Source organism: Paenibacillus sp. JJ1722, assembly GCF_048282685.1.
Taxonomy (GTDB): domain Bacteria; phylum Bacillota; class Bacilli; order Paenibacillales; family Paenibacillaceae; genus Paenibacillus; species Paenibacillus polymyxa_B.
Genome location: NZ_CP182500.1, coordinates 2,034,301 through 2,058,294, shown reverse-complemented (window position 1 = coordinate 2,058,294; position 23,994 = coordinate 2,034,301). Strand labels below are relative to the sequence as shown.

General features: G+C 45.4%; 24 protein-coding genes and 1 other RNA gene. 9 read left to right on the top strand and 16 right to left on the bottom strand.

Going from position 1 to position 23,994, the window contains the following annotated elements:
- Window positions 1–146: 146 nt before the first annotated feature.
- Entirely contained in the window at window positions 147–293 is a 147-nt protein-coding gene (locus ACM1ND_RS09325; protein WP_023988033.1) for a hypothetical protein, read from the top strand.
- A 27-nt stretch (window positions 294–320) separates the two neighbouring features.
- On the opposite strand, the gene ACM1ND_RS09320 is transcribed toward ACM1ND_RS09325, so the two are convergent.
- From ACM1ND_RS09320 to ACM1ND_RS09310, 3 genes are all read right to left on the bottom strand, one after another.
- Window positions 321–1,745: a L,D-transpeptidase gene (locus ACM1ND_RS09320; protein WP_034095011.1), complete on the bottom strand. Its 1,425-nt coding sequence runs from the start codon at window positions 1,743–1,745 to the stop codon at window positions 321–323.
- 265 nt (window positions 1,746–2,010) lie between these two features.
- Window positions 2,011–2,253 carry a ferredoxin gene (locus ACM1ND_RS09315; RefSeq protein WP_023988031.1) on the bottom strand — a complete coding sequence of 81 codons (243 nt, stop codon included), beginning with the start codon at window positions 2,251–2,253 and terminating at the stop codon, window positions 2,011–2,013.
- Between the two features lie 161 nt (window positions 2,254–2,414).
- The gene (locus ACM1ND_RS09310; protein WP_023988030.1) at window positions 2,415–3,695 is read right to left on the bottom strand and encodes a DNA polymerase IV; all 1,281 of its coding nucleotides are present in this window, start codon (window positions 3,693–3,695) and stop codon (window positions 2,415–2,417) included.
- A gap of 292 nt (window positions 3,696–3,987) precedes the next feature.
- Between ACM1ND_RS09310 and cimA the strand changes: the two genes are divergently transcribed.
- Window positions 3,988–5,604 carry a citramalate synthase gene (gene cimA / locus ACM1ND_RS09305; RefSeq protein WP_023988029.1) on the top strand — a complete coding sequence of 539 codons (1,617 nt, stop codon included), beginning with the start codon at window positions 3,988–3,990 and terminating at the stop codon, window positions 5,602–5,604.
- Between the two features lie 38 nt (window positions 5,605–5,642).
- On the opposite strand, the gene ACM1ND_RS09300 is transcribed toward cimA, so the two are convergent.
- From ACM1ND_RS09300 to ACM1ND_RS09285, 4 genes are all read right to left on the bottom strand, one after another.
- A complete protein-coding gene (locus ACM1ND_RS09300; protein ID WP_418027613.1) occupies window positions 5,643–6,287 on the bottom strand; it encodes a TlpA family protein disulfide reductase in 645 nt (214 codons plus the stop codon).
- A 169-nt stretch (window positions 6,288–6,456) separates the two neighbouring features.
- Entirely contained in the window at window positions 6,457–7,194 is a 738-nt protein-coding gene (locus tag ACM1ND_RS09295; RefSeq protein WP_023988027.1) for an exonuclease domain-containing protein, read from the bottom strand.
- A complete protein-coding gene (locus ACM1ND_RS09290) occupies window positions 7,191–8,273 on the bottom strand; it encodes a DUF294 nucleotidyltransferase-like domain-containing protein (RefSeq protein WP_418027612.1) in 1,083 nt (360 codons plus the stop codon). The genes ACM1ND_RS09295 and ACM1ND_RS09290 overlap by 4 nt, the downstream gene beginning before the upstream one ends.
- A 48-nt stretch (window positions 8,274–8,321) precedes the next feature.
- The gene (locus tag ACM1ND_RS09285; RefSeq protein WP_023988025.1) at window positions 8,322–9,725 is read right to left on the bottom strand and encodes an ammonium transporter; all 1,404 of its coding nucleotides are present in this window, start codon (window positions 9,723–9,725) and stop codon (window positions 8,322–8,324) included.
- Window positions 9,726–10,019: 294 nt separating this feature from the next.
- On the opposite strand from ACM1ND_RS09285, the gene ACM1ND_RS09280 reads away from it, so the two are divergent.
- Together ACM1ND_RS09280 and ACM1ND_RS09275 are read left to right on the top strand one after the other, a co-directional pair.
- A complete protein-coding gene (locus ACM1ND_RS09280; RefSeq protein WP_023988024.1) occupies window positions 10,020–10,451 on the top strand; it encodes a MerR family transcriptional regulator in 432 nt (143 codons plus the stop codon).
- A gap of 40 nt (window positions 10,452–10,491) precedes the next feature.
- Complete coding sequence (locus tag ACM1ND_RS09275) at window positions 10,492–11,163, top strand: zinc metallopeptidase (RefSeq protein ID WP_023988023.1); 672 nt, start codon at window positions 10,492–10,494, stop codon at window positions 11,161–11,163.
- Window positions 11,164–11,242: 79 nt separating this feature from the next.
- Here the strand turns inward: ACM1ND_RS09275 and ACM1ND_RS09270 are convergent, their stop codons facing one another.
- The gene (locus ACM1ND_RS09270) at window positions 11,243–12,181 is read right to left on the bottom strand and encodes a LysR family transcriptional regulator (RefSeq protein WP_023988022.1); all 939 of its coding nucleotides are present in this window, start codon (window positions 12,179–12,181) and stop codon (window positions 11,243–11,245) included.
- A 98-nt stretch (window positions 12,182–12,279) separates the two neighbouring features.
- Window positions 12,280–12,903 (bottom strand): rhomboid family intramembrane serine protease, encoded by a 624-nt coding sequence (locus tag ACM1ND_RS09265; RefSeq protein ID WP_023988021.1) that lies wholly within the window; start codon window positions 12,901–12,903, stop codon window positions 12,280–12,282.
- Window positions 12,904–13,022: 119 nt separating this feature from the next.
- Here ACM1ND_RS09265 and tpx point away from each other — a divergent pair, with 119 nt between their 5' ends.
- Window positions 13,023–13,541 (top strand): thiol peroxidase, encoded by a 519-nt coding sequence (gene tpx / locus ACM1ND_RS09260; protein ID WP_053325164.1) that lies wholly within the window; start codon window positions 13,023–13,025, stop codon window positions 13,539–13,541.
- 92 nt (window positions 13,542–13,633) lie between these two features.
- Here tpx and ACM1ND_RS09255 read toward each other — a convergent pair whose 3' ends face one another.
- The 4 genes from ACM1ND_RS09255 to ACM1ND_RS09240 form a co-directional block, all read right to left on the bottom strand.
- Entirely contained in the window at window positions 13,634–14,026 is a 393-nt protein-coding gene (locus tag ACM1ND_RS09255) for a DUF1499 domain-containing protein (protein ID WP_013309718.1), read from the bottom strand.
- 211 nt (window positions 14,027–14,237) lie between these two features.
- Window positions 14,238–14,432, bottom strand: a non-coding RNA gene (gene ssrS / locus ACM1ND_RS09250) — 6S RNA.
- Window positions 14,433–14,490: 58 nt separating this feature from the next.
- Entirely contained in the window at window positions 14,491–15,252 is a 762-nt protein-coding gene (locus tag ACM1ND_RS09245; protein WP_023988019.1) for a YesL family protein, read from the bottom strand.
- Between the two features lie 222 nt (window positions 15,253–15,474).
- Window positions 15,475–17,064, bottom strand: a complete 1,590-nt coding sequence (locus ACM1ND_RS09240) for a DEAD/DEAH box helicase (protein ID WP_023988018.1) — start codon at window positions 17,062–17,064, stop codon at window positions 15,475–15,477.
- Between the two features lie 325 nt (window positions 17,065–17,389).
- Here ACM1ND_RS09240 and ACM1ND_RS09235 point away from each other — a divergent pair, with 325 nt between their 5' ends.
- The 4 genes from ACM1ND_RS09235 (at window position 17,390) to ACM1ND_RS09220 (ending at window position 21,537) form a co-directional block, all read left to right on the top strand.
- Window positions 17,390–18,211, top strand: a complete 822-nt coding sequence (locus ACM1ND_RS09235) for a YitT family protein (protein WP_023988017.1) — start codon at window positions 17,390–17,392, stop codon at window positions 18,209–18,211.
- A 172-nt stretch (window positions 18,212–18,383) separates the two neighbouring features.
- A complete protein-coding gene (locus tag ACM1ND_RS09230) occupies window positions 18,384–18,572 on the top strand; it encodes a hypothetical protein (protein ID WP_080683009.1) in 189 nt (62 codons plus the stop codon).
- A gap of 219 nt (window positions 18,573–18,791) precedes the next feature.
- Window positions 18,792–19,970 carry a putative glycoside hydrolase gene (locus ACM1ND_RS09225; RefSeq protein ID WP_028542824.1) on the top strand — a complete coding sequence of 393 codons (1,179 nt, stop codon included), beginning with the start codon at window positions 18,792–18,794 and terminating at the stop codon, window positions 19,968–19,970.
- Window positions 19,971–20,166: 196 nt separating this feature from the next.
- A complete protein-coding gene (locus tag ACM1ND_RS09220; RefSeq protein WP_418027611.1) occupies window positions 20,167–21,537 on the top strand; it encodes an MATE family efflux transporter in 1,371 nt (456 codons plus the stop codon).
- Here ACM1ND_RS09220 and ACM1ND_RS09215 read toward each other — a convergent pair.
- From ACM1ND_RS09215 to ACM1ND_RS09205, 3 genes are all read right to left on the bottom strand, one after another.
- Window positions 21,534–21,743 (bottom strand): DUF3906 family protein, encoded by a 210-nt coding sequence (locus tag ACM1ND_RS09215; RefSeq protein ID WP_023988014.1) that lies wholly within the window; start codon window positions 21,741–21,743, stop codon window positions 21,534–21,536. The two genes, ACM1ND_RS09220 and ACM1ND_RS09215, sit on opposite strands and share 4 nt — an antisense overlap.
- Window positions 21,744–21,860: 117 nt before the next feature.
- On the bottom strand, window positions 21,861–22,832 hold the full coding sequence (pfkA, locus tag ACM1ND_RS09210; protein ID WP_023988013.1) for a 6-phosphofructokinase: 972 nt from the start codon (window positions 22,830–22,832) through the stop codon (window positions 21,861–21,863).
- A gap of 23 nt (window positions 22,833–22,855) precedes the next feature.
- Window positions 22,856–23,935 (bottom strand): tetraprenyl-beta-curcumene synthase family protein, encoded by a 1,080-nt coding sequence (locus ACM1ND_RS09205; protein WP_013309708.1) that lies wholly within the window; start codon window positions 23,933–23,935, stop codon window positions 22,856–22,858.
- Between the last annotated feature and the right edge of the window lie 59 nt (window positions 23,936–23,994).

Sequence of the window (23,994 nt, the reverse complement as noted above, 5' to 3'; positions counted from 1 at the left end):
CATACCAAAAAGAAAGTAATTTGCGAGGTGTAGTATCAGAACAATTCAGTTGTCATGGAGATGTCATTGAAAATGTATAATCAAACCATTTACAATGGACATAGTAAGACAAGACCTTAGCCCGTTAGAAAAGAGGGATTGCTGATATGAAGACCAAGCGCAAGCCGCCCAGTCTGCAAAAGAAAAAGGATGAGGTGAACAAGAAAGCGATTGTATGGACCGCCGTCAGCTTTGTTCTCCTCATCATTGTGATTATTCTGGTCATTGTTTTAGCACAAGCAGGAAATCGTTAAACACCAAGTAGCAATAGCATCAAAACGTTAATTTAACCAGTGATAGGTTTTGCGGGGATTCGTCTGGTCATGCTGCGGCTCACTTGTAAATCGAGAACCAGGCACCAGCACTTGATCAGGCAATCCCCCGTTACCAATGACCACCTCCGTACCCGAAGGTACGAGTGCAAACAATTCCTCCACATCCTCTTTACCCATTCGGACGCAACCCAACGACTCATTTTTGCCAATGCTGTCCGGCTCGTTCGTGCCATGAATGGCATAATTCGTTGCAGACAGTTGCATTCCACGACTACCAAACTCACCGTTGGATTTACCGTTCGGATTTACTACTTTATCGGTAATCACAAATTTCCCTTCTGGTGTTCTTTCTCCACCCAAACCGATAGGATAATTTCGAATAAGTACATTGCCACTTACCAGGGCGAGCCTGTGCTTAGATTTGTCCACCACAATTCGCAGCGGTTGCCCCAGAAAAGGTCGTCCGTGCAATGACGATGCCAGTAATGGACTGCTTTCGGCCGACGAGTCAGCGTCTAAATCTACTGCCTTCCCTGTTCCCTGTCCAGGTGAAGCAAGTAAATTACGCACAGGTGTAAAAGCCTTCTTCATCCCGTCTGTCGTACCGTACATCGTGTTAGCGGGAAAGTCTCGAGTCAGTTCATCAAGACTCTGGGGAAGACGTTGATGCTGTGAGCGAAAAGCACGCATGGAGCTATTCAACACAGCTAATTCCTCCTGTCCAGCAGCCCATTTTAGACCTGCTTTGCGAAGATTTTCACTGTCTGACGGCTTGCAAGCACACGCAGCGGCGTCGTAAGACTGAACAGCTAATCCGCCGTTTCCTTTGTTCTGTACACTAAGTAATGGCTTCATGCCCTCTCTCCAGAGCAGCCACGAGCCCCCTTGCTCCATGCCCAACACCGTAGTCTTGGACGGCAATCGGCTAGTCTTAGCCAACATATCAGTAAGCCCCGTTCCAGCTCCACTCCCTTTTCGAGCTTGAGCCGTAAACACACCACCAACCACACCGATCTGGGCCATCTCCTTCGGATCAGCAGTGGCCACTTTCGTAACTTCAATATTATCAATTGCTGCCTGCTCAGTTCCGGATGGAACAGATGTATTTTCATTTGAAGGTCTCGGTGAATTGGCTGAAGGAACCCATATGAGCAGTAGTACCATTAACGCAGTTAACAGGTGGCGTGTTCGAGCCGTCCTTCGCTCCTTCTCCTTGGACATCTGAACCAGTTTATCCTGATATTCCATCCATACGTCTGCCGGAATCTGTTTATGCTCGAAGGCTTCGAACACTTCTCCTGCGCGATTGAAGCAATAATTTGCTTTGCCCTCCTGACCGCTGCTCTCATACTCTTTGCCGAGTAAATACCAGGCCATTTTATTATCAGGGTGTTTTTTTACATACGATTTAAGATGAGGCGAATGGTTCATCGGATCCTCCTGATCGTGTAATCTTGCATACTTCCTATTATGTATATCGGTAAAAATAGACTCGATGGACAGCACATAAAAAAAACGTCTATCGATGGACTTTCACGGAAGCCAGACCGCGTTTGGCAGAAGTTTTTTTAGATTATAGAATGGCTCAGCTCCGCTGAACTATTCTATAATCTAAAAAAACAGCACCGACAGCTTACTTTCACCGTTATACGGCGAAGGGAGCTGTCGGTGCTGTGCCTATCAAAGAAGCCTACGCTTAACCTTCTTTATTGAACGGCTCGTCTGCTACTTTAATGGAATCTGTAGGGCAACCGTCACAAGCATCCTGCATATCATCAAACAAATCATCCGAGATTGCCTTGATGCCTTGGTTTGCATCCCCTTCAAAGATCACTTCAGCCAAACCTTCATCATCATAATCATAAATGTCAGGTGCTGTAGCGCCACAGGCTCCGCAAGCAATGCATGTATCTTTTTCTACCCAAGTGTATTTAGCCATAACTTTTCTCTTCCTCCTATACAATCAAACAAACCAGCTTTTACATTCTATTCACATATTAATACAAACCCAATATTATTACAAATTATTTTCCTTTATCCTTCGTGTAAAAAATGCTTATAACGTAAGCTTCTGATGCTTGCAATAATCTATCCAAAAGTTCACTCCGGAGTTGGTAGATTGTCTTTTTGCAGCGAAGTTCCGCGCAGCTTGGAGTTGCGAAGAAGTACCGAAGGATCATCTCCCAGCATCCCAGCGGTCAAAATTGCATTTTCACCAAACTTATCGCGCAGTGCATCCATCGTCTTCAATAAGCTTTCTTTCTTAGGCTGATCCTGGTATTCAAATAGATCCATTTGAACGGCCGCTTCCTCCTTTGGAATGAGCTGCTGTAACGTAATCCCCAGTAAGCGTACAGGCTTATCTTCTCCCCAATGGCGACGATACAACGCACAAGCTTCCTTATATATGTCCTCTGCACTTTCCGTAGGAGTGCTCCTGACTTGAGAACGCGTAAAGGTCTTCATATCCGGCGTCCGAATCGTCAATTGTATACCTCCTGCCAGCATACCGTGTCGTCGAAGCCGCCGGGCCACCTGATCACTAATGTTAAGAAGTACCCGTTGGGCTTCTTCCAGCTTTACCACATCCATAGGCAGGGTAGTCGTGTGACCAATGGACTTGTTTGGCTCCCGTTCAGTGCTGACTGGTGAATGGTTAATTCCGTTAGCGGCCAATTTTAACCACGAACCCGTCACACCAAATACGCCAACCAGCATATGCTCATCGGCCTTAGCCAGTTGCCCAATGGTACGAATATTCATTTGTAGAAGCTTATCTGCCGTTTTGCGGCCCACACCAAACAATTGACCACAAGGAAGGTTCCACAAAATATTGGGTACATCACGCAAACGTAGAATAGATATCCCGCGTGGTTTTTTCAGATCAGAAGCCATTTTGGCCAGCAACTTGTTAGGAGCAACTCCAATTGAACAGGGCAGGCCCAGCTCGTCTTCTACTCTGCGCTGGATTTCCTCAGCAATTTCCATAGGTGTTCCAAACTGTTTGGAGCCAGAAATATCCAGATAGCACTCATCAATTGAAGTCGCTTCAAGCATAGGCGTATACGAATATGCAATGCTCATAAATGCTTTGGAATAACGACGATACAAGTGAAAATCAGGCTGTATTACAATGAGCTGTGGACAGATCCGGCGAGCCTGCTGAACGACCATCCCTGTTGAAATACCCAATCGTCGGGCTTCATAAGAGCAGGTTACAATTACACCTTTGCGCAGCTCACTACTGCCTGCCACCGCGGTAGGCAGTCCCTTATATTTCTCCGGCTCCTCCGCTGCATGAACGGAACAATAAAATGCATTCATATCCACATGCAGAATAACTCGCCCACCAGCCGGATAATAAGCACTGACATCTTTCATGCTCAACCCTTCTTTTTAACTGTAAATTCACCCATCATCGCGGGAATATGTGTTTTGATTTTATACTTGAGACACTTTTAAATGCTATTTCTATTTTACATAAAAATAATGGTTTTGCGGCTAAAAATGATAATTATATATTACAATTGAAGTCATAAGTTGATATAATCGACTAACATACGAACACGACAAACTAACGCTTTCCTGTTTTTAAGCGTTAAACAACTAAATTAATGTGCTTAAAAAAGCAGAGCATCACCAATCTGAGCAATCCGCAAAGGAGGAGTCCCTCATGTCCACCGCTATTTCTATCTTTGACACAACGCTGCGAGACGGCACTCAAGGAGAAGGAATTAGCTTGTCTGCTGATGACAAATTGAAAATCGCCAAAAAACTCGATGATCTCGGTGTTCATTATATTGAAGGCGGGATTCCCGGAAGCAACAGCAAGGATATCGAATTTTTCAAACGGGTACAAGAGCTGGGCCTTCAGGCAAAGATTGTCGCCTTTGGCAGCACGCGCCGCAAAGATAGCATCGCAGCACAGGATGTCAATTTGCAACGAATTCTGGAATCCGGCGCTCAGGCTGCTACACTTGTGGGTAAATCATGGGATTTTCATGTACACACCGCCTTACAGACGACACTGGAGGAAAATCTGTCTATGATTTACGACTCCATCGCCTTTTTAAAGCAAGGGGGCATGGAGGTTATTTTTGATGCCGAACATTTTTTTGACGGATATAAAAACAATCCCGAGTATGCAATGGCCGTTATGAAAAAAGCTGAAGAAGCAGGCGCGGATTGGCTCGTGATGTGCGATACAAACGGCGGTACCCTACCACATGAGATTCAGGAAATTGTCACTATGCTGCAAAGCCAGAGAACGAGGTCACAGTTGGGTATTCATACACACAATGACTGCGAATTGGCAGTAGCGAACTCTCTAAGTGCTGTACAAGCAGGCGCAAGGCAGGTTCAGGGTACCATCAACGGCTACGGTGAACGGTGTGGTAACGCTAACCTGTGCTCCGTCATTCCTAATTTGCAGCTCAAGCTGGGCTACGACTGTCTAGATATTGAAAAGTTAAATCAACTCCACAATACAGCCCGCTTTGTGAGCGAAGTCGCCAACGTCAATATGCCTGTGAACCAGCCTTATGTTGGCAATGCAGCTTTTGCCCATAAGGGGGGCATTCACGTGTCAGCCATTCTGCGCGACTCGCGAACTTATGAGCACATCGCTCCTGAACTCGTGGGGAACAAGCAGCGGGTTTTGGTCTCCGAACTGGCCGGGCAAAGCAACGTGGTATCCAAAGCGCAAGAGCTGGGCATCACCCTTGACCCATCCAGTGATGAGGCACGTGGCGTAATTAGCCGCATCAAGGAACTGGAGCATCAGGGATACCAGTTTGAAGGCGCGGATGCTTCGCTGGAACTGCTCATTCGTGAAGCAGGCGGTGAAGTGAAGGAAATGTTCTCTTTTGAGTCCTTTAAAGTGCTGGTAGAGAAAACAGCCGGCCGCCCGGTCGTATCCGAGGCATTCTTGAAACTGAATGTCGCAGGGACGAGTGTCTATACCGCAGCTGAAGGCAACGGTCCTGTCAACGCGCTCGATAACGCACTCCGCAAGGCTCTTTCTCAGTATTTCCCTGCCTTGCGGGACATGCATTTGGCTGACTACAAGGTACGTGTGCTTGACGAAAAGGATGCCACCGCCGCCAAGGTACGTGTGCTCATTGAGTCTAAAAATTACGAGGACGTCTGGAGTAATGTAGGTGTATCCGAAAATGTAATTGAAGCCAGCTGGGAAGCTCTCTTGGACAGTTTCCGTTACGCATTGTTGGAAGCACCAACTCCAAAAAACGATCAGGCAGAGCTTACTCATCATGGATTAGTTAATCACTAATCAGGTGCTCGCATGAGCTATAAGGTGCCTTTGGCGGTCTACTCGGCTCCCAAAGACACCTTCTTTTTTTGAAGAGTTTTTATTTTGCGTTCCAACTCCTGCTCACTGAGCATTCCGATTATGATTTCGCGGACCTGTCCATGATGATCAACCAGTACATGGGTCGGAAAAGCCACCCCTCCAAATCGTTCAAACAATGCTCCTTGCTCATCAAGTAAAATGGGAAATTGGAGATCCAAAGAGCGGGAAAACTTCTGTACATCCTCCAATCGATCATAGCGAGTTACATTGATACCATAAACATCCACATCATCTTTGTACTTACTATACAACTCATTCAGCATAGGTGCTTCTAATCGGCACGGGTCGCACCACGAAGCCCAAAAGCTAATAACCAAAGCTTTATTGCGCGTGGTCCCTACATCGTAGGACTTGCCATTTAACCCCTTTAAAATCAAAGAAGGAAGCCGTTGACCAGGCTTTATCTTTTTCATTACCTCTACCGCATGTGCTTCAGCCTCTACCTCTTTCTCAGCTTCAACTCTTTCTCTACCATATTCCTCTTTTAATGGTACATTTTTTATGGACAGGCTTGCTGCATAAGTTGTGTTTGCAATAACTCCCCATGAAGCCCCAACCACAACCAGCATAACCATCGCTCTGATGAAAAGAAATCTTTTCACGTCTTATCACCTGTCTTTCATCTAATGACCCTTACCTTCTCCATAGGATGCCCATACTGTTCCCACCTCTAACCTTCTAAATCTGAACAGGACGCAAAAAAACAGCAAACCCACGAAATCGCGAACTTGCTGTTTTTATGTGTATATGAATGCTATGCCTTGTACTGAATCAGGCATGACTTAAATGCGCGTAGACATCTGCCAAATTGGTCACGTTACGCTTCAGCATTTCCTGAACATACGCAACCCACAGCTTAGCCGTCATTTTCGCATCCTCTAACGCATGGTGCCGCCCTTCAATCGGAATGGATTGGTAGGCCAACAATTCATCCAAACTGTAGGTTTGATGTTGCTGTGGCTCGAGCCATTTGGCAAGCATCATCGTATCCAGAACACGATGAGTCAATTGGACTTTAGATGTTTTCCATAACGCAGCATTCAAAAAGGCCTTATCATGAGCGCTAGCATGTGCTACAAGTACTCGCCCACCTACAAAGGACATAAAGTCGTGCAGTCCATTCATAAGTGGTGGAGCTTGATCCGTCATTTCCCGGGTAATCCCAGTTAGCTCGGTAATGTGCTCAGGAATCACAGTCCGTGGATTAACAAGCGTATAAAACTGCTCTTTTTCCATAATCATGTCCCCGACAACCCGAATCGCCCCGAACGATAAAATCTCATCTCCATGCTGTGCTGAAAATCCCGTTGTCTCCAGATCAAAAACTACCGTCTCCAAACGATCCAGCGGGGTCCGCAATACTTCAGAGCGCCGTTGCTCCCGGGTTAAGGAGCGAATAAACGCCATCTGCTGAGCCGTAGGAGCCCCCATTACAGATGCGATCGCAGACGGTACTCCTCCTCTGCGGAGAGCGCTCCAGAAGCCACTTCCCTGCGCTGGTTCCTTCATGACCTTCTCCCTTCCATAAATCGCAACTGCCTTTGCAACGCACGATGCAGCCGTCGTACCGTCGAAAGCGCCTCGCGCAACTCATGCCAGCCTTTACCTTGTTTCAGCGGCTTTACAGCCAGGTAGCCATTGCTGACCAGCAATCCATCATTCTCCTTCACTGGCGTAGCCATTCGTAGCTGAAGCGCAATCCGAAAGGCTCGCTCGCAAGCATCGAGTAAAGGCAACGGTGCCGCTTCCAGCGATGCGAGACGACTGAGCCTTTTGAAGGTAGAGGTTTCCTCCACACCATGTTGCAATGCCAAAAAACGGACTGCGTTCACCAGCGGAATGTACAACCCGTATTTCACATCAAAATCGCCCGCATGCTCACCGAAGCGCTCGGTAACGATCTGACCTAAAATATTAAGTGTCGCTTTATGCCTCACTGTGTTCCTAAGTACCGCCGAGGGTAAATCAGGATGTTTTCGGAACAACTCATAAAAACTTCGTTTCCAGTTTGCAGATAGTCGCTCATCTCCAGCGATATGCCTCATATCAGACGAGATAATCAGATAACGGATCGGCTCCCAAGCAAAATCATCCGACCATTTCGTTAGCTGTTTTTGCCATCCAGACAATGTTTGACGCCACAACGACTCCGAGCACATTACTTTCCCTTCACATTTGGGATATCCCAAATACTCTAACATCGCAGACACTCTGCGACCAAACTCTCTAAAATACAATTCTTTGTCAGCAGATATTGTGTCACTGATAATCATACCGTTATCCTGGTCACTCCACAGCGTCGATTCCGAGCGCCCCATGCTTCCGAAGGCTATAAATGCGTAAGGGACGGGAGGAGGGCCGAAGCCATCCTCAACCATCCCTTTTTCGCACATTTGTACAGCTCTGGCCGCGATGCGGTCATGCATTTCATTCGCCGTTCGTAACCAGTCTGATAACGGAGCGGAGGCTTGGGAAGCCAGCAGCCATTTTTGAGAGTCGACCCTGGCCTGCCTTAGCGATTCAGGTGTATCTGCATGATCTATCGCTTCGGCGGAACTCACCCAAGGGGCCATATTTTGCAGTTCCATACTTCCATCTCCTCCGCTCATCCATACTGGTTCTTTATATTTTACATATTAGTTCACAATTCCAGAACGCTTTTCAGCCTCAGCAACCAACTTCATTTGCTCAGGATACCCGTACGTACCGTGTTCACTGATATCCAGTCCCATCGTTTCTTCCTCTTCCGTAACGCGAATACCCATAATTGCTTTCATCGCACCAAGAATAATGAAGGAAATGACGAACACGAAAGCCAAGGTGCCAATCAGTCCAAGCAGCTGTACTCCTAATTGGGTAAATCCACCACCATAGAACAGACCCGCTTGACCTACACCTGTTATTTTTACAAGCTCAGGAGTAGCGAAGAACCCTGTGGACACTGCGCCCCACATCCCTGCAACACCATGCACGGAGAAAGCATATACCGGGTCATCTACTCTTGCACGCTCAAACCATTGCGCTGTGAAGAAAGTGACGATCCCTGCAACTGCACCAATGACCAGTGCCGCCCAAGGTGCTACAAAGGCACAAGAACCAGTAATGGCAACCAAAGCCGCCAGCACACCATTTAACATAGCAGGAATATCTGCCTTTCCGTATACCATCCAGGATACGAGCAAAGCGAAAACTCCACCTGCCGCAGCAGCAATATTGGTAGTCAAGGCCACATATCCAAAGAATCCGTCGTTCATAGCCGATACCGCACTACCTGGGTTAAATCCAAACCAACCAAACCAGAGAATAATAACACCCAAGATAGAGTACACCTGATTATGACCAGGGATAATGTTCGGCTTGCCATCTTTATTGAACTTGCCCAGACGCGGTTTGAGCAGCAGTGTAGCGACGAGTGCCGCCGTAGCGCCTGTCAAATGGACTACCGTCGAACCGGCATAATCCTGCATTCCCAACTTACCAAGCCAGCCGCCGCCCCACACCCAGTGAGCTACAACCGGATAGATTACGATGGAGAATAAAATACCGAAGATAATGTATACACTTAATTTTGCACGCTCTGCCATCCCCCCGCATGCGATAGAAAGTGATACCGCAGCGAAAGCAAAGTGGAACAAAAACATAATTGTAATCGGAACATCCAGACCTGAAAGAGCATCAAACGATACTGCAGCATCCGTACCACTCATGAAGAAACCCGTCAGTCCCATAAATCCGTTGCCGCCATCATTACCAAAGCCGAATCCAAATCCAAGTGCCCAGAAGGACAAAGCCGCAACACCCGTGGTGAGAATCGTTTTACCAGCGACATGGCCCGCATTCTTCATTCGTGTCGAGCCTGCCTCCAGCAATGCAAATCCCGCTTGCATAAAAAATACAAGTATAAATGCCAAGAACGTAAAGGCCGTGTTTAACCCAGCTTGAAGTTGAATATTTGTCGGACCGTCAGCAGCAAACGCACCTACCGGAAAAGCTAATACTGTCAGCATGGCCAATAATACAACTAACCACTTTTTTCTCATGAAGCCCACTCCCTCGAATGTTAAGTTTCTTTACATTTCGTGAAATTCTTATTGTCATTATAATCAGAATACATGAAAGTTGACAAGATTTTTTTTATTATGTTAAAAAAAGATGGTCCCAAACAATCCATGTCACATTTACTAACTATAAAAGTAGCTTGTTTCTTCCGAAAAAAAGCATGACGTTTGACTGTATGGTTGGGAATCATGTAAAATATTCTTTATAAACACTCCGTTTGCAAATGCTAATATTGAAGGTTGAACGAAGAGCGCGAGGTGAAGACAGATGGGGATATGAAGCTGTATCGAATTGGTGAGCTAGCCAAGGCGGCTGGTGTCAGCGAACGAACTATTGATTATTACACAAAGCTTGGTTTGATCACACCTGAAGAACGATCATTGAAAAATTATCGGCTTTATAATGATGAAACCTTAAACAGGCTTGAACGTATTAACCAAATGAAACAAGAGAAATATAGCCTCGAGGAAATCAGACAGACACTGATTAAATGGAACTCGGTCGCGGGGGAAGAGCACGTCACGGACAAATTAACGAGTCTAGAAATGCACATGCAGCGTCTGGAACGTGAAGTCAATGAACTACAGCCTCTTCTGGGGCAGCTCAAGCCCGTTCAAGCGCGCAAGTTGCTTACTGGTCTACTACCACAAAGCGCCGCTTGTATCGAAGCTCTGAAGTATCTGCTGGAGCATAGTTCTATGATGTAGATGCCCGGGCTAGTGATGAACAATAATGGAGGGTTGCTTTATGATGGGTATGTATATATTGATTATTCTTGCGTTCGGATTATCCTTATGGGCGCAATTCCGTGTAAAAGGTACTTTTAATAAATGGTCTGATGTCCCAAATGAAAATGGGTTGACCGGTTATGATGCTGCTCGGCATATGCTGGATCGCAATGGTTTGCATGATGTGCCTATTGAACCAGTACCTGGTGCGTTGTCTGACCATTATGATCCAATGCAAAGAGTCGTACGGCTGTCCGAGCCCGTTTATTATGAAAAATCCATTTCTGCAGTTGCCGTAGCTTGTCACGAGGTCGGTCATGCCATTCAGCATAAAGAGCATTATCCCATGCTGGCACTCCGTCACCGGATCTTTCCGATCGTAAACTTCGCTTCCGGGATTGCACCGTTTCTGCTGATTGCCGGTTTCTTATTCAGCTACACGAACCTGATTGGCTTGGGTATCATCTTTTTCTCGGCTACTGTCGCTTTTCAATTAATTACATTACCGGTTGAATTTAATGCTTCCAACCGCGCCCGAGAAATTATGGTTTCCGAAGGGTTTATCCGTAGTGATGAAGAACGGGGTATAGCCAAAGTATTAAATGCTGCTGCATTAACTTATGTGGCTGCAGCTCTCGTTTCCTTGCTGGAACTAATCCGCTTAATCGGTATCTTTAACAGCCGGGATTAATTGCTTGTATTACAAAAAAGGTTGTTCCTCCACCAAGAGGAACAACCTTTTTCCTTTATCTAAAACCAATCAGCTATACTCACTGCCCTAAATCCGCTTTAGCACTTCCATTCGGAGTAGCAGCACTACCTTTAAGGCCAAAATATTGCAACAAAAAAGTTCGGAATGACTTTGCAACTAATGGTAGTTTGTCATCTCTGCGATGAATCAAGCCAATAGTTCGCGTGACCTCTGGATCAACAATCGACACTCTTGCAGGTTGAAGCGGGTTGGTCTGAAACAACGCCATTTCAGGCAAAAGACTGACTCCCATACCAGCCGCAACTAATCCGCGAATCGTATCTGTCTCTTCACCTTCAAAAGCGATATCCGGCGTAAACCCTGCCTCCAGACAAGCCTGCCAGACAATCGGACGTAACGAATATCCATCTCTGAACAGGATGAATTTTTCTCCTTTAAGCTGACTCAGCGTAATGTGTTTGGCCGTAGCTAAAGGATGATTGGGCGGGAGAACAGCAAACAACTCCTCGGTCAGCACCACATCCCCCTCTACATGATCATGACGATCCGGAAAAGGAGATACAAAAGCCAAATCCACCTCACCCGCTAACACATCACGAATTAAACTCGGGTACATCCCCTGTTTAAATCTGAATTTAACATTGGGATACCGCTTTCGGAATTCAGCCACCACCGTAGGAATAAGATGAATCCCCAAACTGTGCGGAAAACCGATGCGGATTTCGCCCCCCTCAGGATCCAAAAACTCATGAACTTCTAAAACAGCTCGCTCTAGATCTTTTATAATCGTCTCAACCCGTTTGCAAAATAGTTGTCCCACTGGCGTAAGCTGCAAATTGCGACCCTTTTGCATAAAAAGATTGACTCCCAGCTCCTCTTCAAGCTGATGAATTTGCCGACTTACCGCAGATTGCGCCACATGTAGCTCCTCGGCTGCCTGAGTGACATGTTCTTTTTGCGCTACCTTCATGAAGTATTGCAACTGTCGTAATTCCACTCCGATATTCGCTCCAATCTGTTTTTCAACATCCGGAAGAAGACGTCAATCGAACATCATCCTCTTTCTTCCCCTGCTAACTTACCGTAAAACTATCTTTAGTGACGTTTGCGTTGGCCAGTCAATCTGATCATTAATCCATAAAGGAAAAACCCACTGAGCAATCCCCCGAAGTGAGCGGTCCAGTTAATGTTCGCTACAGCGAAAGAAAACAGGATACCAAACCCAAGCAGCGTGTACAGCGTTTTACGCGAGGCGTCATCCATCAGTGACCGCTGGAACAGGGCAACGTATAGAAATGCTCCATAGATGCCATAAATCGCTCCTGAAGCCCCTACAGAGACTGTCGTTTCCGTCATCATATTGTAATGCGCGATGGACAGTATGTTCCCTACAATGCCCGTGACCAGATACAATAACACATAGCGGAAGGACCCCAGCAAACGCTCCAGCGGAGGAGCGAAGACGAGTATGGCGAAGGAATTGAACAGAAGATGATCAAACCCTGCATGTAAAAACATAGCTGATACATATCGCCACAGTTGATCAGTGAATGGCGCTTCATTAATCAAAGCTCCATATCGGATCAACGTCAAACTATTTTCCGATCCACCCTGTACGGTGAGTACAATAAACATCACAATATTAATGAGCAAAATCAGACAGGTTACTGGGTAAAACCGCAAATAACTTTTCCAGTTCTCATAACGTAAAAAAATCAAGGCAATCCTTCCTTCATGGGTGTCTCCACCTTATTCAAATTGGACAATGTCTTTTATAAAAGATTATAATAGATTTCGGCAACGATAACCAATGCTAAAAACCAAGGAGGCTATTACATATGGCACAAGAACGTACAGGAGCTGCTACTTTTAAAGGCAATCCTTTGACACTCTTAGGTCCTGAACTGAAGGTTGGAGATCAGGCACCTGATTTCAAATTACAGAAAAACCTGCTAGAAGCAGCTACGCTCCAAGACTTTGCAGGCAAAGTCAAATTGATCAGTGTTGTTCCTTCTTTGGATACAGGCGTGTGTGACGCACAGACTCGACGTTTTAACCAGGAAGCTGATTCCCTTGGGGATCAAGTCGTAGTGCTGACTGTCAGCGTCGATCTGCCTTTCGCTCAAGCTCGTTGGTGCGGTGCTGCCGGTATCGACCGCGTATTGACACTGTCCGACTATAAGGATCATTCCTTCGGCGAAGCTTATGGTGTGTTCATCAAGGAATTCCATTTGGATCATAGAGCTATTTTTGTGATTGATCAAAATGACAAAATCGCTTACGTAGAATACTTGAGCGAAATGTCCGAGCACCCTGACTATGAGCAAGCGATTGCAGCAGTGAAAAAACTCGTCTAAATCAAGACTGAATATTAAAAAAGCGAGTGAAGGGTTGCCTTCCTCGCTTTTTTTGACGTTTGGCTGCCACATCACTGCTCACACATCTACAATCACTGCACGACCTTATGAGCGGACAGCTTCTTGTCAATCACAGCGAACAATTGCAAAATGATGCGGTAATTCGCGCCTAAGTCCCCTAGCGATCCGCGTGAAGCAGAATAAATATCCACCGCACTCCGAACTGGCGAGACAGACAATATAGAAACGGTAATGTCGACGGTTCTACCGAACGCCGTTCGCTTCTCTAACGTAATCTCACCTACAGATGCTACCTCATGGAGTACCTTGTAGCCAGGAATTTTTTTCAAAATAGATGATACTTCTTCCCAAGCCTTGTCTCTCGATAAGTTATAATAGCGTGTCTTCATTTGGGGGTCCTTGACCCGGTCGCTTGTACCTTCTTGGCTGCGCACAATCCCTACCAGAGTCCTCTTCAACGACAAGACATTTCCTCCTTCACGATAATCGTTGCCATAATGCAGCACATCGGTTTTTTTGCTGCAAGCGCTTTATAAAAACGTTAAACAACAAAAATTTAACCGACCATACCTGTGGTATGCGACCTTAGTACCTCATGTCTTAGTTTAACATTGTTACATACAAAAAACACCCTGTTTCTGCACGAAGCATGAACAGAGTGTATTCATTATCTTTGGAGTACCCGCCGATGCCGTCCGACCATAGCGTCTTCTGAACCTGCTTTAGCAGGTGGGTGACCGCAGAATAAACTTTTGAAGTCCCCTTGTCAGGAATTGACAGGGCTTTTCAGCTGTTCATCCGTATAGATCTCCCTAGACATTGTCATTGGTTCAAAACAACAAATGACCGTAACGTGCATCGCAGGATGTGACCTTATTATAGCGCTTCTCACTCAGAAAGTAAATGCTAGGAGAAATATGTTTTATTTTTAGAGGTTATCACTTTTCTTGTCTTCAATGGTTGCCGTATCTTCATCTTTCTGCTTCATCTTTTCCATTTGATCTTGCATTTTGAGGAATGTTCCATAAAAATTAAAGAAAGCGAACCAGGCAACCACGCTGCCGATGAAGAATAGGAAAAGCACAGGATATTTGACTCCAATAAATATAACAACGGCGCTGCCGAGCATGGTGGAAAATACACGGAATGGTCGAATCAGCGTCAATAAAACCGCATTTTTAATAATTTGTCCGGTAGACATATGATAATGAGCCACCATCGAAAAGAAGTTAAACATAGACACAAGCAAAATAATGATAAGAATAAGCATAATTACGCCCACGATTTGCAAGTTGCTGAGTTGTGTCATATATACGGTATAATCCACATACATGATGACAAACAGCAATGTGTAAAAGATACCCCCGATCAGACTCTGCTTATAATTCTCTTTATACCCTTTAAAAAAGGTACGAAACACGCCCGTATCGGTATCACCCATTACCCATTTGCGAACCACTGTGAACATAGCCGATGTGGCTGGAAATAAAGTAAGCGGTGCCAAAATAGCCATCGCCCAGTTCATTTGTAAAGACTCATTAGCCAAATTCTGATTCATTACAAGTAGTTTCAGTATGAGGCAGAATACAAAAGGCGACGAACATAACACCCATAACAAATTTGTAGCCGCCAGTCGGGTAATCCACTCGGTCAGGCGGTAAATACCACCCATAGCTCCTTTAAACTCCAATGTCAGTCTCTCCCTCCGCAAGCCTTGGCAGTTCCAAGACTCATGTTGCTATGCCTATAAATTCCGGCTCTTGACTATATCATACCGTATTTCAGCCCTAATACGCCAGAGAAATCAATACATGACCCATTAAAGCAGATCGCTAAAAGGTTCATTCATACTGATCAATCATAACAAAAAAGCCGAAGCTTCATCTGCTTCGACTTTTCATTATTTCATTTCTTATTCGGAAGAGGAATCTTCACGTCTTGCAGGACGACGAGTTTCTCCATTGCTGCTCGGGCGTGGTTTACGATCTCCACTGTAGCGGCTTCCTGAATCACGGTTGTAGCCACCGCCTTCTTTGCCACGGTTGTAACCGCCATATCCACCTTTACTTCCACTACCGCCGGTACCGCCAGAACGGTTGGAATTGTAACCACCGTTGCTGCGACCGCTATAGTTGGAAGGCTTGCGACCGCCAGAACGCACGTCTGGTTTACGACGTTTTGCACGGATCGGATCTTCTGGAGTCAACTCAATCGATGCTTCTCTTTTCTCACCAGTCATCAGTTTCAGAGCTGCGGAGAGAAGTTGTACAGAATCATATTGCTCCAGCATTTGAATAGCCAAACCTTTGTACTCGTTCAGCTCACCGCTTTCTACAGCCTCTAGGAGACGTTCAGCAATGATACGTTGTTTGCCTTCCAGAGCTTCAGCCAAGGTTGGAAGCGGCTTGCGTGGAATGCGGTGACGAGTTACACGTTCGATAAAGTGCAAATGGTCAATTTCACGAGGCGTTACGAAAGACCAAGCTTCCCCTTCTTTACCTGCACGTCCAGTACGTCCAATACGGTGAACATAGCTTTCTGGATCTTGCGGAAGGTCAAAGTTCACAACGTGAGTTACGCCGGAAACGTCCAAACCACGGGCAGCTACGTCAGTCGCTACGAGCACATCGATGCTTCCGTCACGGAATTTACGCATTACAGCATCACGTTGGTTTTGAGACAAGTCACCGTGCAAACCGTCTGCAGAATATCCGCGTTTTTGCAGAGCTTCAGCCAGCTCGTCTACCCGACGCTTGGTACGACCAAATACGATAGCAAGTTCTGGGGATTCCATGTCGATCAAGCGGCTCAATGCTTCGAATTTTTGACGCTCAGGAACTTCGATATAGGCCTGATCAATCAGTGGAGCACTAACTTGTTTAGGAATAACTGAAACATGCTCAGGATTTTTGAGGAATTGCTCAGCCAATCTTTTAATATTAGGAGGCATTGTAGCCGAGAAAAGCATCGTTTGGCGCTCGTCAGGAACTTGCTTCAGAATGGATTGAATATCTTCCATGAAGCCCATATCCAACATTTCATCTGCTTCATCCAAAACAACTGTGTTTACATCTTCCAGCTTGATGGTTTTGCGATTAATATGGTCAAGCAAGCGTCCTGGCGTACCAATAATTATTTGAGGTTTCTTTTTCAAAGCACGAATCTGGCGTACGATATCTTGTCCACCATAGATTGGCAAAGTACGAAGACCTTTGAAACGGGAGAGTTTTTCGATTTCTTCAGCTACCTGGATAGCAAGCTCACGTGTTGGTGCCATGATCAGGGCTCTGATTTTTTCGTCGCTTCTAGAAATTTTGTTGATCAGCGGAATACCAAACGCAGCAGTTTTACCAGTACCTGTTTGGGCTTGGCCAATCATGTCTCTGCCTTGCAGTGCAATCGGGATGGATTGGGATTGAATTGGTGTTGCTTCTTCAAAACCCAGTTCTGTAATCGCCTGAATTACTTTCGGTTCAAGATCAAATTCTGCAAATGTCGTCAAATTTATTCAAACTCCTTCATAATGGTGGATGTGGTGGACAATCCACAATGTTGTCTGTATTCTTAAGTAGCGATATTATTGTATAAGTTTTCCCCAATACAGTGACAGTTTATTTAGACCTATAACTGCATCTTTCTGTAATGAATTTGGGGAACCTATCCGATACATCTTAAACGAATTTATCCTTTTTAAAACAGTTTAAATTTTAAGTGTTTCTCTGGACATAGGTCCCTACTCAAGAATATCCACATCGCATTATAGCACAGAACAATTCATGAATACCAGCAAGTTGCTTCCCGTATAATTTAAATGAGGTGAAATTAAGTTGTTAAAAATAGTGTTAAACTGCTTAACTGTCATTTTTGGAGCCGCTGCCATTGCATGCGGTTTTAATCTGTTTCTCGTGCCACACCACTTGCTGAGCGGAGGAGTAGCCGGGCTTTCCATGTTAATCGGCTACTTCACAAAATTTGATATCAGCGCGATGTATTTTATTATCAATATCCCGATGCTTATTGCAGGCTGGTTTATTTTAGGCAAGCGTTTTATTAGCCTGAGCATTTTATCCGTTGTCGTTACAACGTGGATTTTGGCGTGGGTGCCGGTGCAATCTGTCGTGTCGGACCCCCTGCTGGCCTCCGTTTTTGGTGGGGTAATGATCGGCGTTGGAGCAGGAATTTCCTTTCGGGTAGGAGGGTCCACGGGCGGTTTTGACATTATCGGTTCCATCGTCACTCGTTATCGTGACTTCCCCGTAGGAACTGTACTTGTTGGCATGAATGGACTGGTCATTCTTGCAGCAGGATATTTGAACGATGATTGGAATATTGCACTTGCGTCGATGCTATCTATTTTTGTGACTGGCAAGGTGTTGGATCAAATCTATGTCAGTCACACGAAGATTACCGTCTACATTATTACAGAGCACACCGACAAGCTACTGGAGCGGATGTTGACCACACCACGCGGTGTTAGCAAAATAAAAATTGAAGGCGCATTTTCACATACCGAAAAGGACATGCTGATGACTGTCACGACACGCTACGAGCTAGTTGAATTAAAACGCATCATTAAAGAAGTGGACCCTTCTGCTTTTGTCAATATTGTGGAAACGGTTGGGGTGATGGGTTCATTTCGCCGAAGATAAGCACAAACCTAAGTGTCAAAATACAGTTTCTGTGGTACACTATATGTGCGCTGTTCCCATAGTATATAAAGACCAGCTTTACCTGCTATTTCACAGGCACTTTGCTTTTCCGAATCGTATTGAATGATTCTTTTGGAATGATTCCGAGCAGGAAAGGGTGATTTTTGTGGAAATGGAAACGGTAAAACTGTCCGACATTGTCTTAAGATGGTACCCGGAAATGCTCCCTTCTCTCAAAAAGGATGAGCTGAACTCGATGATTGTGCTTCGGGACGGGATGGCCATACTCAAGCCAACGGATGCGCTAGAAATTATTCAGTACAGTATTTGCGAGCATCAAGACAATAATTATCTTCAATAAATTTCTTTACCAAGTGCCGCTTCTTCCGGTTGCATCTACGACCGCGAAGAGAGCGGCATTATTTATGCATTTTTATGGATTCAATGAACACCGGTTGGGTTAATCATGTAAGACTGTGCCTGATGATGATTCCAGTATTGGTTACAAGCGTGTTGTTTTTCGATACATAACTTTACGTATAATCAGGTAAGCGACATACATAAGGGAGAGAGTTAGGAAATGAATATGATTTGGGCAATTATGCTATTGGCGATGGGGATAGGCGGAAACGGGGATCAGTCAGCCAACGCTCCAAATGTAAAAGATACGGTGGCAACAACAATTAGCAGCGCCATGATTCAGGCTCAGCACAATAATATGAAGGTGGATGCCTCCAATCCTCCGGTTAAAATTGACCCACAACCGACGACTCCTGCTATCAAGGGCATCTATGTCACGGCTTATAGCGCAGGCGGTTCGCGTATGACCCAGTTGCTTGAACTGCTTGACAAGACAGAGCTCAATTCCATGGTTATTGATATTAAAGACGATGCAGGTTACATCACTTATCCAACGACCACTCCCGAGCTGCTCAAATTGGGCAAGCCGCAAAAATTCATTCGGGATATTTCCGGTTTGATGGACCGATTGAAAAAGCATAATGTTTACCCGATTGCTCGTATTGTCGTATTTAAAGATACTGTACTGGCCAACAAAAATCCCGAGATGTCTTTCCGTAACCCTGACGGCTCTGTCTGGAAAAACGGCAAAGGAGACGGGTTCGTTAATCCCTATAATAAAGAAGTATGGGATTATAATATCGCCATCGCTAAGGAAGCAGCCAAACTTGGTTTTAAGGAAATTCAATTTGACTATGTACGTTTCCCCGAAGGCTTTGAGAAAAGAGCAGACAAGCTGAAATATACCAAATCAGATCAATCCCGCTCGGATGCAGTCGCTGAATTCGTACAATATGCCCGCAAAGAGCTTGCTCCATTAGGTGTACGAGTATCGGTAGATATTTTCGGATATGCTGCATCCGTTCCTGCTGCGGAGGGGATCGGACAGGATTTCACTAAAATCTCCGAAAATGTGGATGTCATTTCGCCCATGGTTTATCCAAGTCACTACACCACAGGCTGGTTCGGTGTAAAAGATCCCGATAAAAATCCTTACCAGACGATTAAAGGCTCCATGGCCGATACCCACAAAAAGCTCGATCCGACGGGCAAGCTAAAGCCAATTATTCGTCCTTGGATCCAGGATTTTACCGCAAGTTGGTTGGGGAGCGGACATTATGCCAAGTATGGGAAAACTCAAGTAGAGGATCAAATTCGCGCGCTTAAGGATATGAAAGTGGATGAATATTTACTCTGGAATGCCACAAACCGCTATACAAGTGGAGTAACTTACAAATAATTTATCCCTCCGGACTTCTCGTTCTCTTATACAAAATTTAGAAATTATATAATTATTTCAAAGGCTGTCCCGTTGTTTGGCGAACGGGTGCAGTCTTTTTTATTACTGTTCAAATGTAGCGGTATCCCTTACAATAAATACTTACATGTTATGATATATACAAATAATCAATCCCTAGTAAATGAGGAAAACAAAAATGCAATTGACACTAACAACGGGGCAGAAATGGAAGCAGCTTTTCTACATTTTGCTCCCTATCCTGATTACCCAGCTTGCACTATCTGCCATGACTTTTTTCGATACGAATATGTCAGGGCACTTTTCCCCTGCCGATCTGGCTGGAGTAGCCATTGGAGTAAGCCTATGGGTTCCTGTACAAACAGGCCTTAATGGAATACTTATGGCTATCACGCCCATTGTATCTCAATTGGTAGGAGCACAGCGCAAAGATAAAGTCTCCTACTATGTCATTCAAGCACTTTGGCTCTCTCTCGCCCTGTCTATGGTCGTTTTGATTGCTGGCATTATTTTGGTCAAACCTATTTTGAACGGTATGAATTTGGAACTGAGAGTTCATAATGTGGCCATATACTACCTTTGTGCCATGGCCTTCGGGATTGTTCCTCTATTTGCCTACACTGTGCTCCGAAGCTTTATGGATGCATTGGGACAAACCCGCTTTACGATGTTAATCACGCTCATGTCGTTACCCATCAATGTATTGTTAAATTATCTACTTATTTATGGAAACTGGGGTTTTCCGCGTCTGGGGGGTGTGGGTTCCGGGGTAGCGACGGCGACCACCTACTGGATCATCATGCTGGTTGCCGGTATCACTGCGCATCGTGGAAAAATATTTGCCGAATACCGAATCTTTAACAAAATATACGGGATTGCTGCTGGTGCTTTGAAAGAGCTCATCAAGATTGGAGTACCGATTGGATTTGCTATATTTTTTGAGACTGCCGTCTTTTCAGCCGTCACCCTCTTCATGAGCAGTTATAATACAGCTACCATAGCCGCACATCAGGCCGCCATGAACTTTGCATCTACGCTGTATATGATTCCACTCAGCATTTGCATGGCACTTACGATTCTGGTTGGCTATGAAACAGGAGCTACTCGCCCGCGGGATGCCAAAGCTTATAGTGTAATGGGTATCAGCAGCGCAGTAGGTCTATCACTGATTACAGCTATTGTACTGCTTATCTGGGGTGAACAGGTCGCTCGACTTTACTCCACCGATCCGCAGGTCATTCAATTGGCACAGCATTTTCTAATCTATGCGATTTTCTTTCAGATATCTGATGCTGTCGCTACACCTACACAAGGAGCGCTACGCGGGTATAAAGACGTCAATCCAGCCTTTTTGCTCACATTCCTCGCCTATTGGGTCATTGGGCTTCCTGTAGGATATATACTGGCACGCTGGACTTCATTGGGGCCCTACGGCTATTGGATCGGTTTGATTACAGGATTGGCAGTAGGCGCTATTTTACTTCTCTGGCGTCTGGTGAAAGTACAACGTCGTTTCTCCGAAAAAAAACAACACGCAGAGGCTATCTAGCCTTTGCGTGTCTCGATTACATATGCTGCGCCTAAAGTTATTCGTTTTTTCTCCACAATCGCCACTTCGTTCAGCTTGGGAGGAAATAGAAAGTGTCTCTCCACATGTTGTTCAATCTCCTCAAATGCCTGTTCTTCATTTTCAGCGGCGAGAATAACGGTCAGCGCTCCTTCCGAACTGTCCACTTCGATTTTGAATAGGTACATGTATGACTACCTCCTGATAGGACTCAAAGCTAAAAAAATAGCGGATGACTCGGGTCATCCGCATAATTTTGATCTTTTCCAATATCAGAGCCGATCTATTTTACATAAAGGCTCTTATTATTGGGACAAACGCAAGGCCAGCTCATAAAGCTCCATATTGAAATCTTTTTTGGTATTTACAACCTTGTCAATATCTGTAGCTACCAACTTACCGTCGATCGTTCCGCAAGCCTTGTCAGATATGCCCTCAATCAATTGGCGAACAGCAAAGTCACCCAAACGGCTCGCCAGGTTGCGGTCAAACGCTGTTGGTGTGCCTCCACGTTGGATGTGTCCAAGCACTGTAACACGAGGCTCATAATCCGGACAGTTTTCTTGGATAACCTGTGCTACTGTTTCGCCTTTGCCTACACCCTCAGCAACAATAATGATACTGTGGCGTTTGCCATGCTTAAAGTTTTGTTTCATCCGATCGGATACTTCATTCAGATCAAATTCTACCTCAGGCACCAAAATCGTTTCTGCGCCAGAAGCCAGACCTGCATGGAGAGCAATATCGCCACAATGACGTCCCATAACTTCCACGATGGAAGAACGTTCATGGGATGACATCGTATCACGCAGCTTGTTGATTGCGTCCACTACGATACTAACCGCTGTATCAAAACCAATAGTGTAGTCCGTGAAAGAAATGTCATTGTCGATCGTACCCGGAAGACACATGGTTTTAATGCCTTGCTTGGTCAGTTTATTAGCTCCTTGATAGGAACCGTCTCCACCAATCACGACTACGCCGTCAATTCCACGGTTACGCAAAATTTGAGCGCCTTTTTTCTGTCCTTCTTCAGTCGTAAATTCCAGACATCTTGCAGATTGAAGTACAGTACCCCCACGTTGGATAATATCTCCAACGCTTCTCAGATCCATTGGAAAAATATCATCGTTCAAAAGGCCTTGATAACCGCGTTGAATCCCGAATACTTCCAGTCCAAAATACAATCCGCTACGTACGACGGCGCGAACTGCCGCGTTCATCCCTTGTGAATCTCCACCACTTGTTAATACTGCAATTTTCTTAACTGCTGTCATGATTTATGACCTCCTCAAAATAATCATATAAGCCTTCTTATCCATCGACTGTTTAATAAGAAAAACAAACGCATGAGCGGACTATTTTTCATTAAACGTCTCGAAACAGCGCGAACGTCCTGCTGCTCGCTAACTTTAGGGTCGGATAAATATAAAGCCAGCAATCCCTCGATAATCATCCGGTGAAAGGAGCTGGCAGGGACATCTGCAATATCAGCCCGCGCCCGATTCACAACGTAGGCGATCCGGTCTAGCATCATGTCGGTATCTTCATAATAATTGCAAAAGTTAAGATCTCCGCCCTTCCGGTCTTCGTCTTGATCGATTAGATAATCCAGCAAAATATGAAGACTGCACACATGTGGAAAATACGATGCATGTATTGAGGCAGCCCCTGCATCGGTCAGATGCTGGTCGCTGGCAGCAAGAAACAGCATAAAGACCCCCAGAGTTGAACCGGTAGCCGCAGCAAACTCATTCCAGCGCAACTCTGGTGTACGGTCTTTATGAAGCGACCACCAGTCCAAAAGCGCTTGTTCCCGCAGCTCGGGTTTAATATGCTTGTATACTTGCAAATCCGTGTATAATCGCGCCAAATCCTGAACGTAAGGCATTGCCGCCTCATAGCCCGGAAGCCTGCTTACACAAGACTGACAGGTTGTCACCAGCCCGGTCAAATAACCGCCATCCTCCTGCTCACGACGCAACTCATAATAATTCACTGGCCTAGCCGTCGGATTAACCGCATCCAGCATAGCCTGATGCAACAGCCTGAAATCATCCGGGTCCATGGACGTACTGCGATCACACAGGTTGTCCAGATAATCACTAATGGTCTGATACGCTACGATCAGCGGAATTAGCGTCTGCCGGGCAGACATATTGGCTGCGGCATAAACCGCCCCACCCACGCAGTGAAACGTCTTATCCGCTATGCTCGCAAGCGCCTGGCTTCGCAGCTCAGGGTCCGGAATTTGTTCGGCCTTGCTCTTCCAGTTACTCAATTCTAGTTTCGTTTCAGGGAGAATGTGCTTGTACATTCGGCTCATTAGACCTATGGGGCCTCTCGGTACTTGATAACGTCCTTGCTCAACATAACTCAAATGACGGTGCCTCCACATTGTTGTCTACGTAATTATACCTATCCAAACCATATCCATTA

Bases quoted from the DNA above. Each gene is read 5' to 3' on its own strand.
- ACM1ND_RS09325 (WP_023988033.1), top strand. From the start codon at position 147: ATGAAGACCAAGCGCAAGCCGCCCAGTCTGCAAAAGAAAAAGGATGAG.
- ACM1ND_RS09320 (WP_034095011.1), bottom strand. From the start codon at position 1,745: ATGAACCATTCGCCTCATCTTAAATCGTATGTAAAAAAACACCCTGAT.
- ACM1ND_RS09315 (WP_023988031.1), bottom strand. From the start codon at position 2,253: ATGGCTAAATACACTTGGGTAGAAAAAGATACATGCATTGCTTGCGGA.
- ACM1ND_RS09310 (WP_023988030.1), bottom strand. From the start codon at position 3,695: ATGAAAGATGTCAGTGCTTATTATCCGGCTGGTGGGCGAGTTATTCTG.
- cimA (WP_023988029.1), top strand. From the start codon at position 3,988: ATGTCCACCGCTATTTCTATCTTTGACACAACGCTGCGAGACGGCACT.
- ACM1ND_RS09295 (WP_023988027.1), bottom strand. From the start codon at position 7,194: ATGAAGGAACCAGCGCAGGGAAGTGGCTTCTGGAGCGCTCTCCGCAGA.
- ACM1ND_RS09290 (WP_418027612.1), bottom strand. From the start codon at position 8,273: ATGGAACTGCAAAATATGGCCCCTTGGGTGAGTTCCGCCGAAGCGATA.
- ACM1ND_RS09285 (WP_023988025.1), bottom strand. From the start codon at position 9,725: ATGAGAAAAAAGTGGTTAGTTGTATTATTGGCCATGCTGACAGTATTA.
- ACM1ND_RS09280 (WP_023988024.1), top strand. From the start codon at position 10,020: ATGAAGCTGTATCGAATTGGTGAGCTAGCCAAGGCGGCTGGTGTCAGC.
- ACM1ND_RS09275 (WP_023988023.1), top strand. From the start codon at position 10,492: ATGATGGGTATGTATATATTGATTATTCTTGCGTTCGGATTATCCTTA.
- tpx (WP_053325164.1), top strand. From the start codon at position 13,023: ATGGCACAAGAACGTACAGGAGCTGCTACTTTTAAAGGCAATCCTTTG.
- ACM1ND_RS09230 (WP_080683009.1), top strand. From the start codon at position 18,384: ATGGAAACGGTAAAACTGTCCGACATTGTCTTAAGATGGTACCCGGAA.
- ACM1ND_RS09225 (WP_028542824.1), top strand. From the start codon at position 18,792: ATGAATATGATTTGGGCAATTATGCTATTGGCGATGGGGATAGGCGGA.
- ACM1ND_RS09220 (WP_418027611.1), top strand. From the start codon at position 20,167: ATGCAATTGACACTAACAACGGGGCAGAAATGGAAGCAGCTTTTCTAC.
- ACM1ND_RS09215 (WP_023988014.1), bottom strand. From the start codon at position 21,743: ATGTACCTATTCAAAATCGAAGTGGACAGTTCGGAAGGAGCGCTGACC.
- pfkA (WP_023988013.1), bottom strand. From the start codon at position 22,832: ATGACAGCAGTTAAGAAAATTGCAGTATTAACAAGTGGTGGAGATTCA.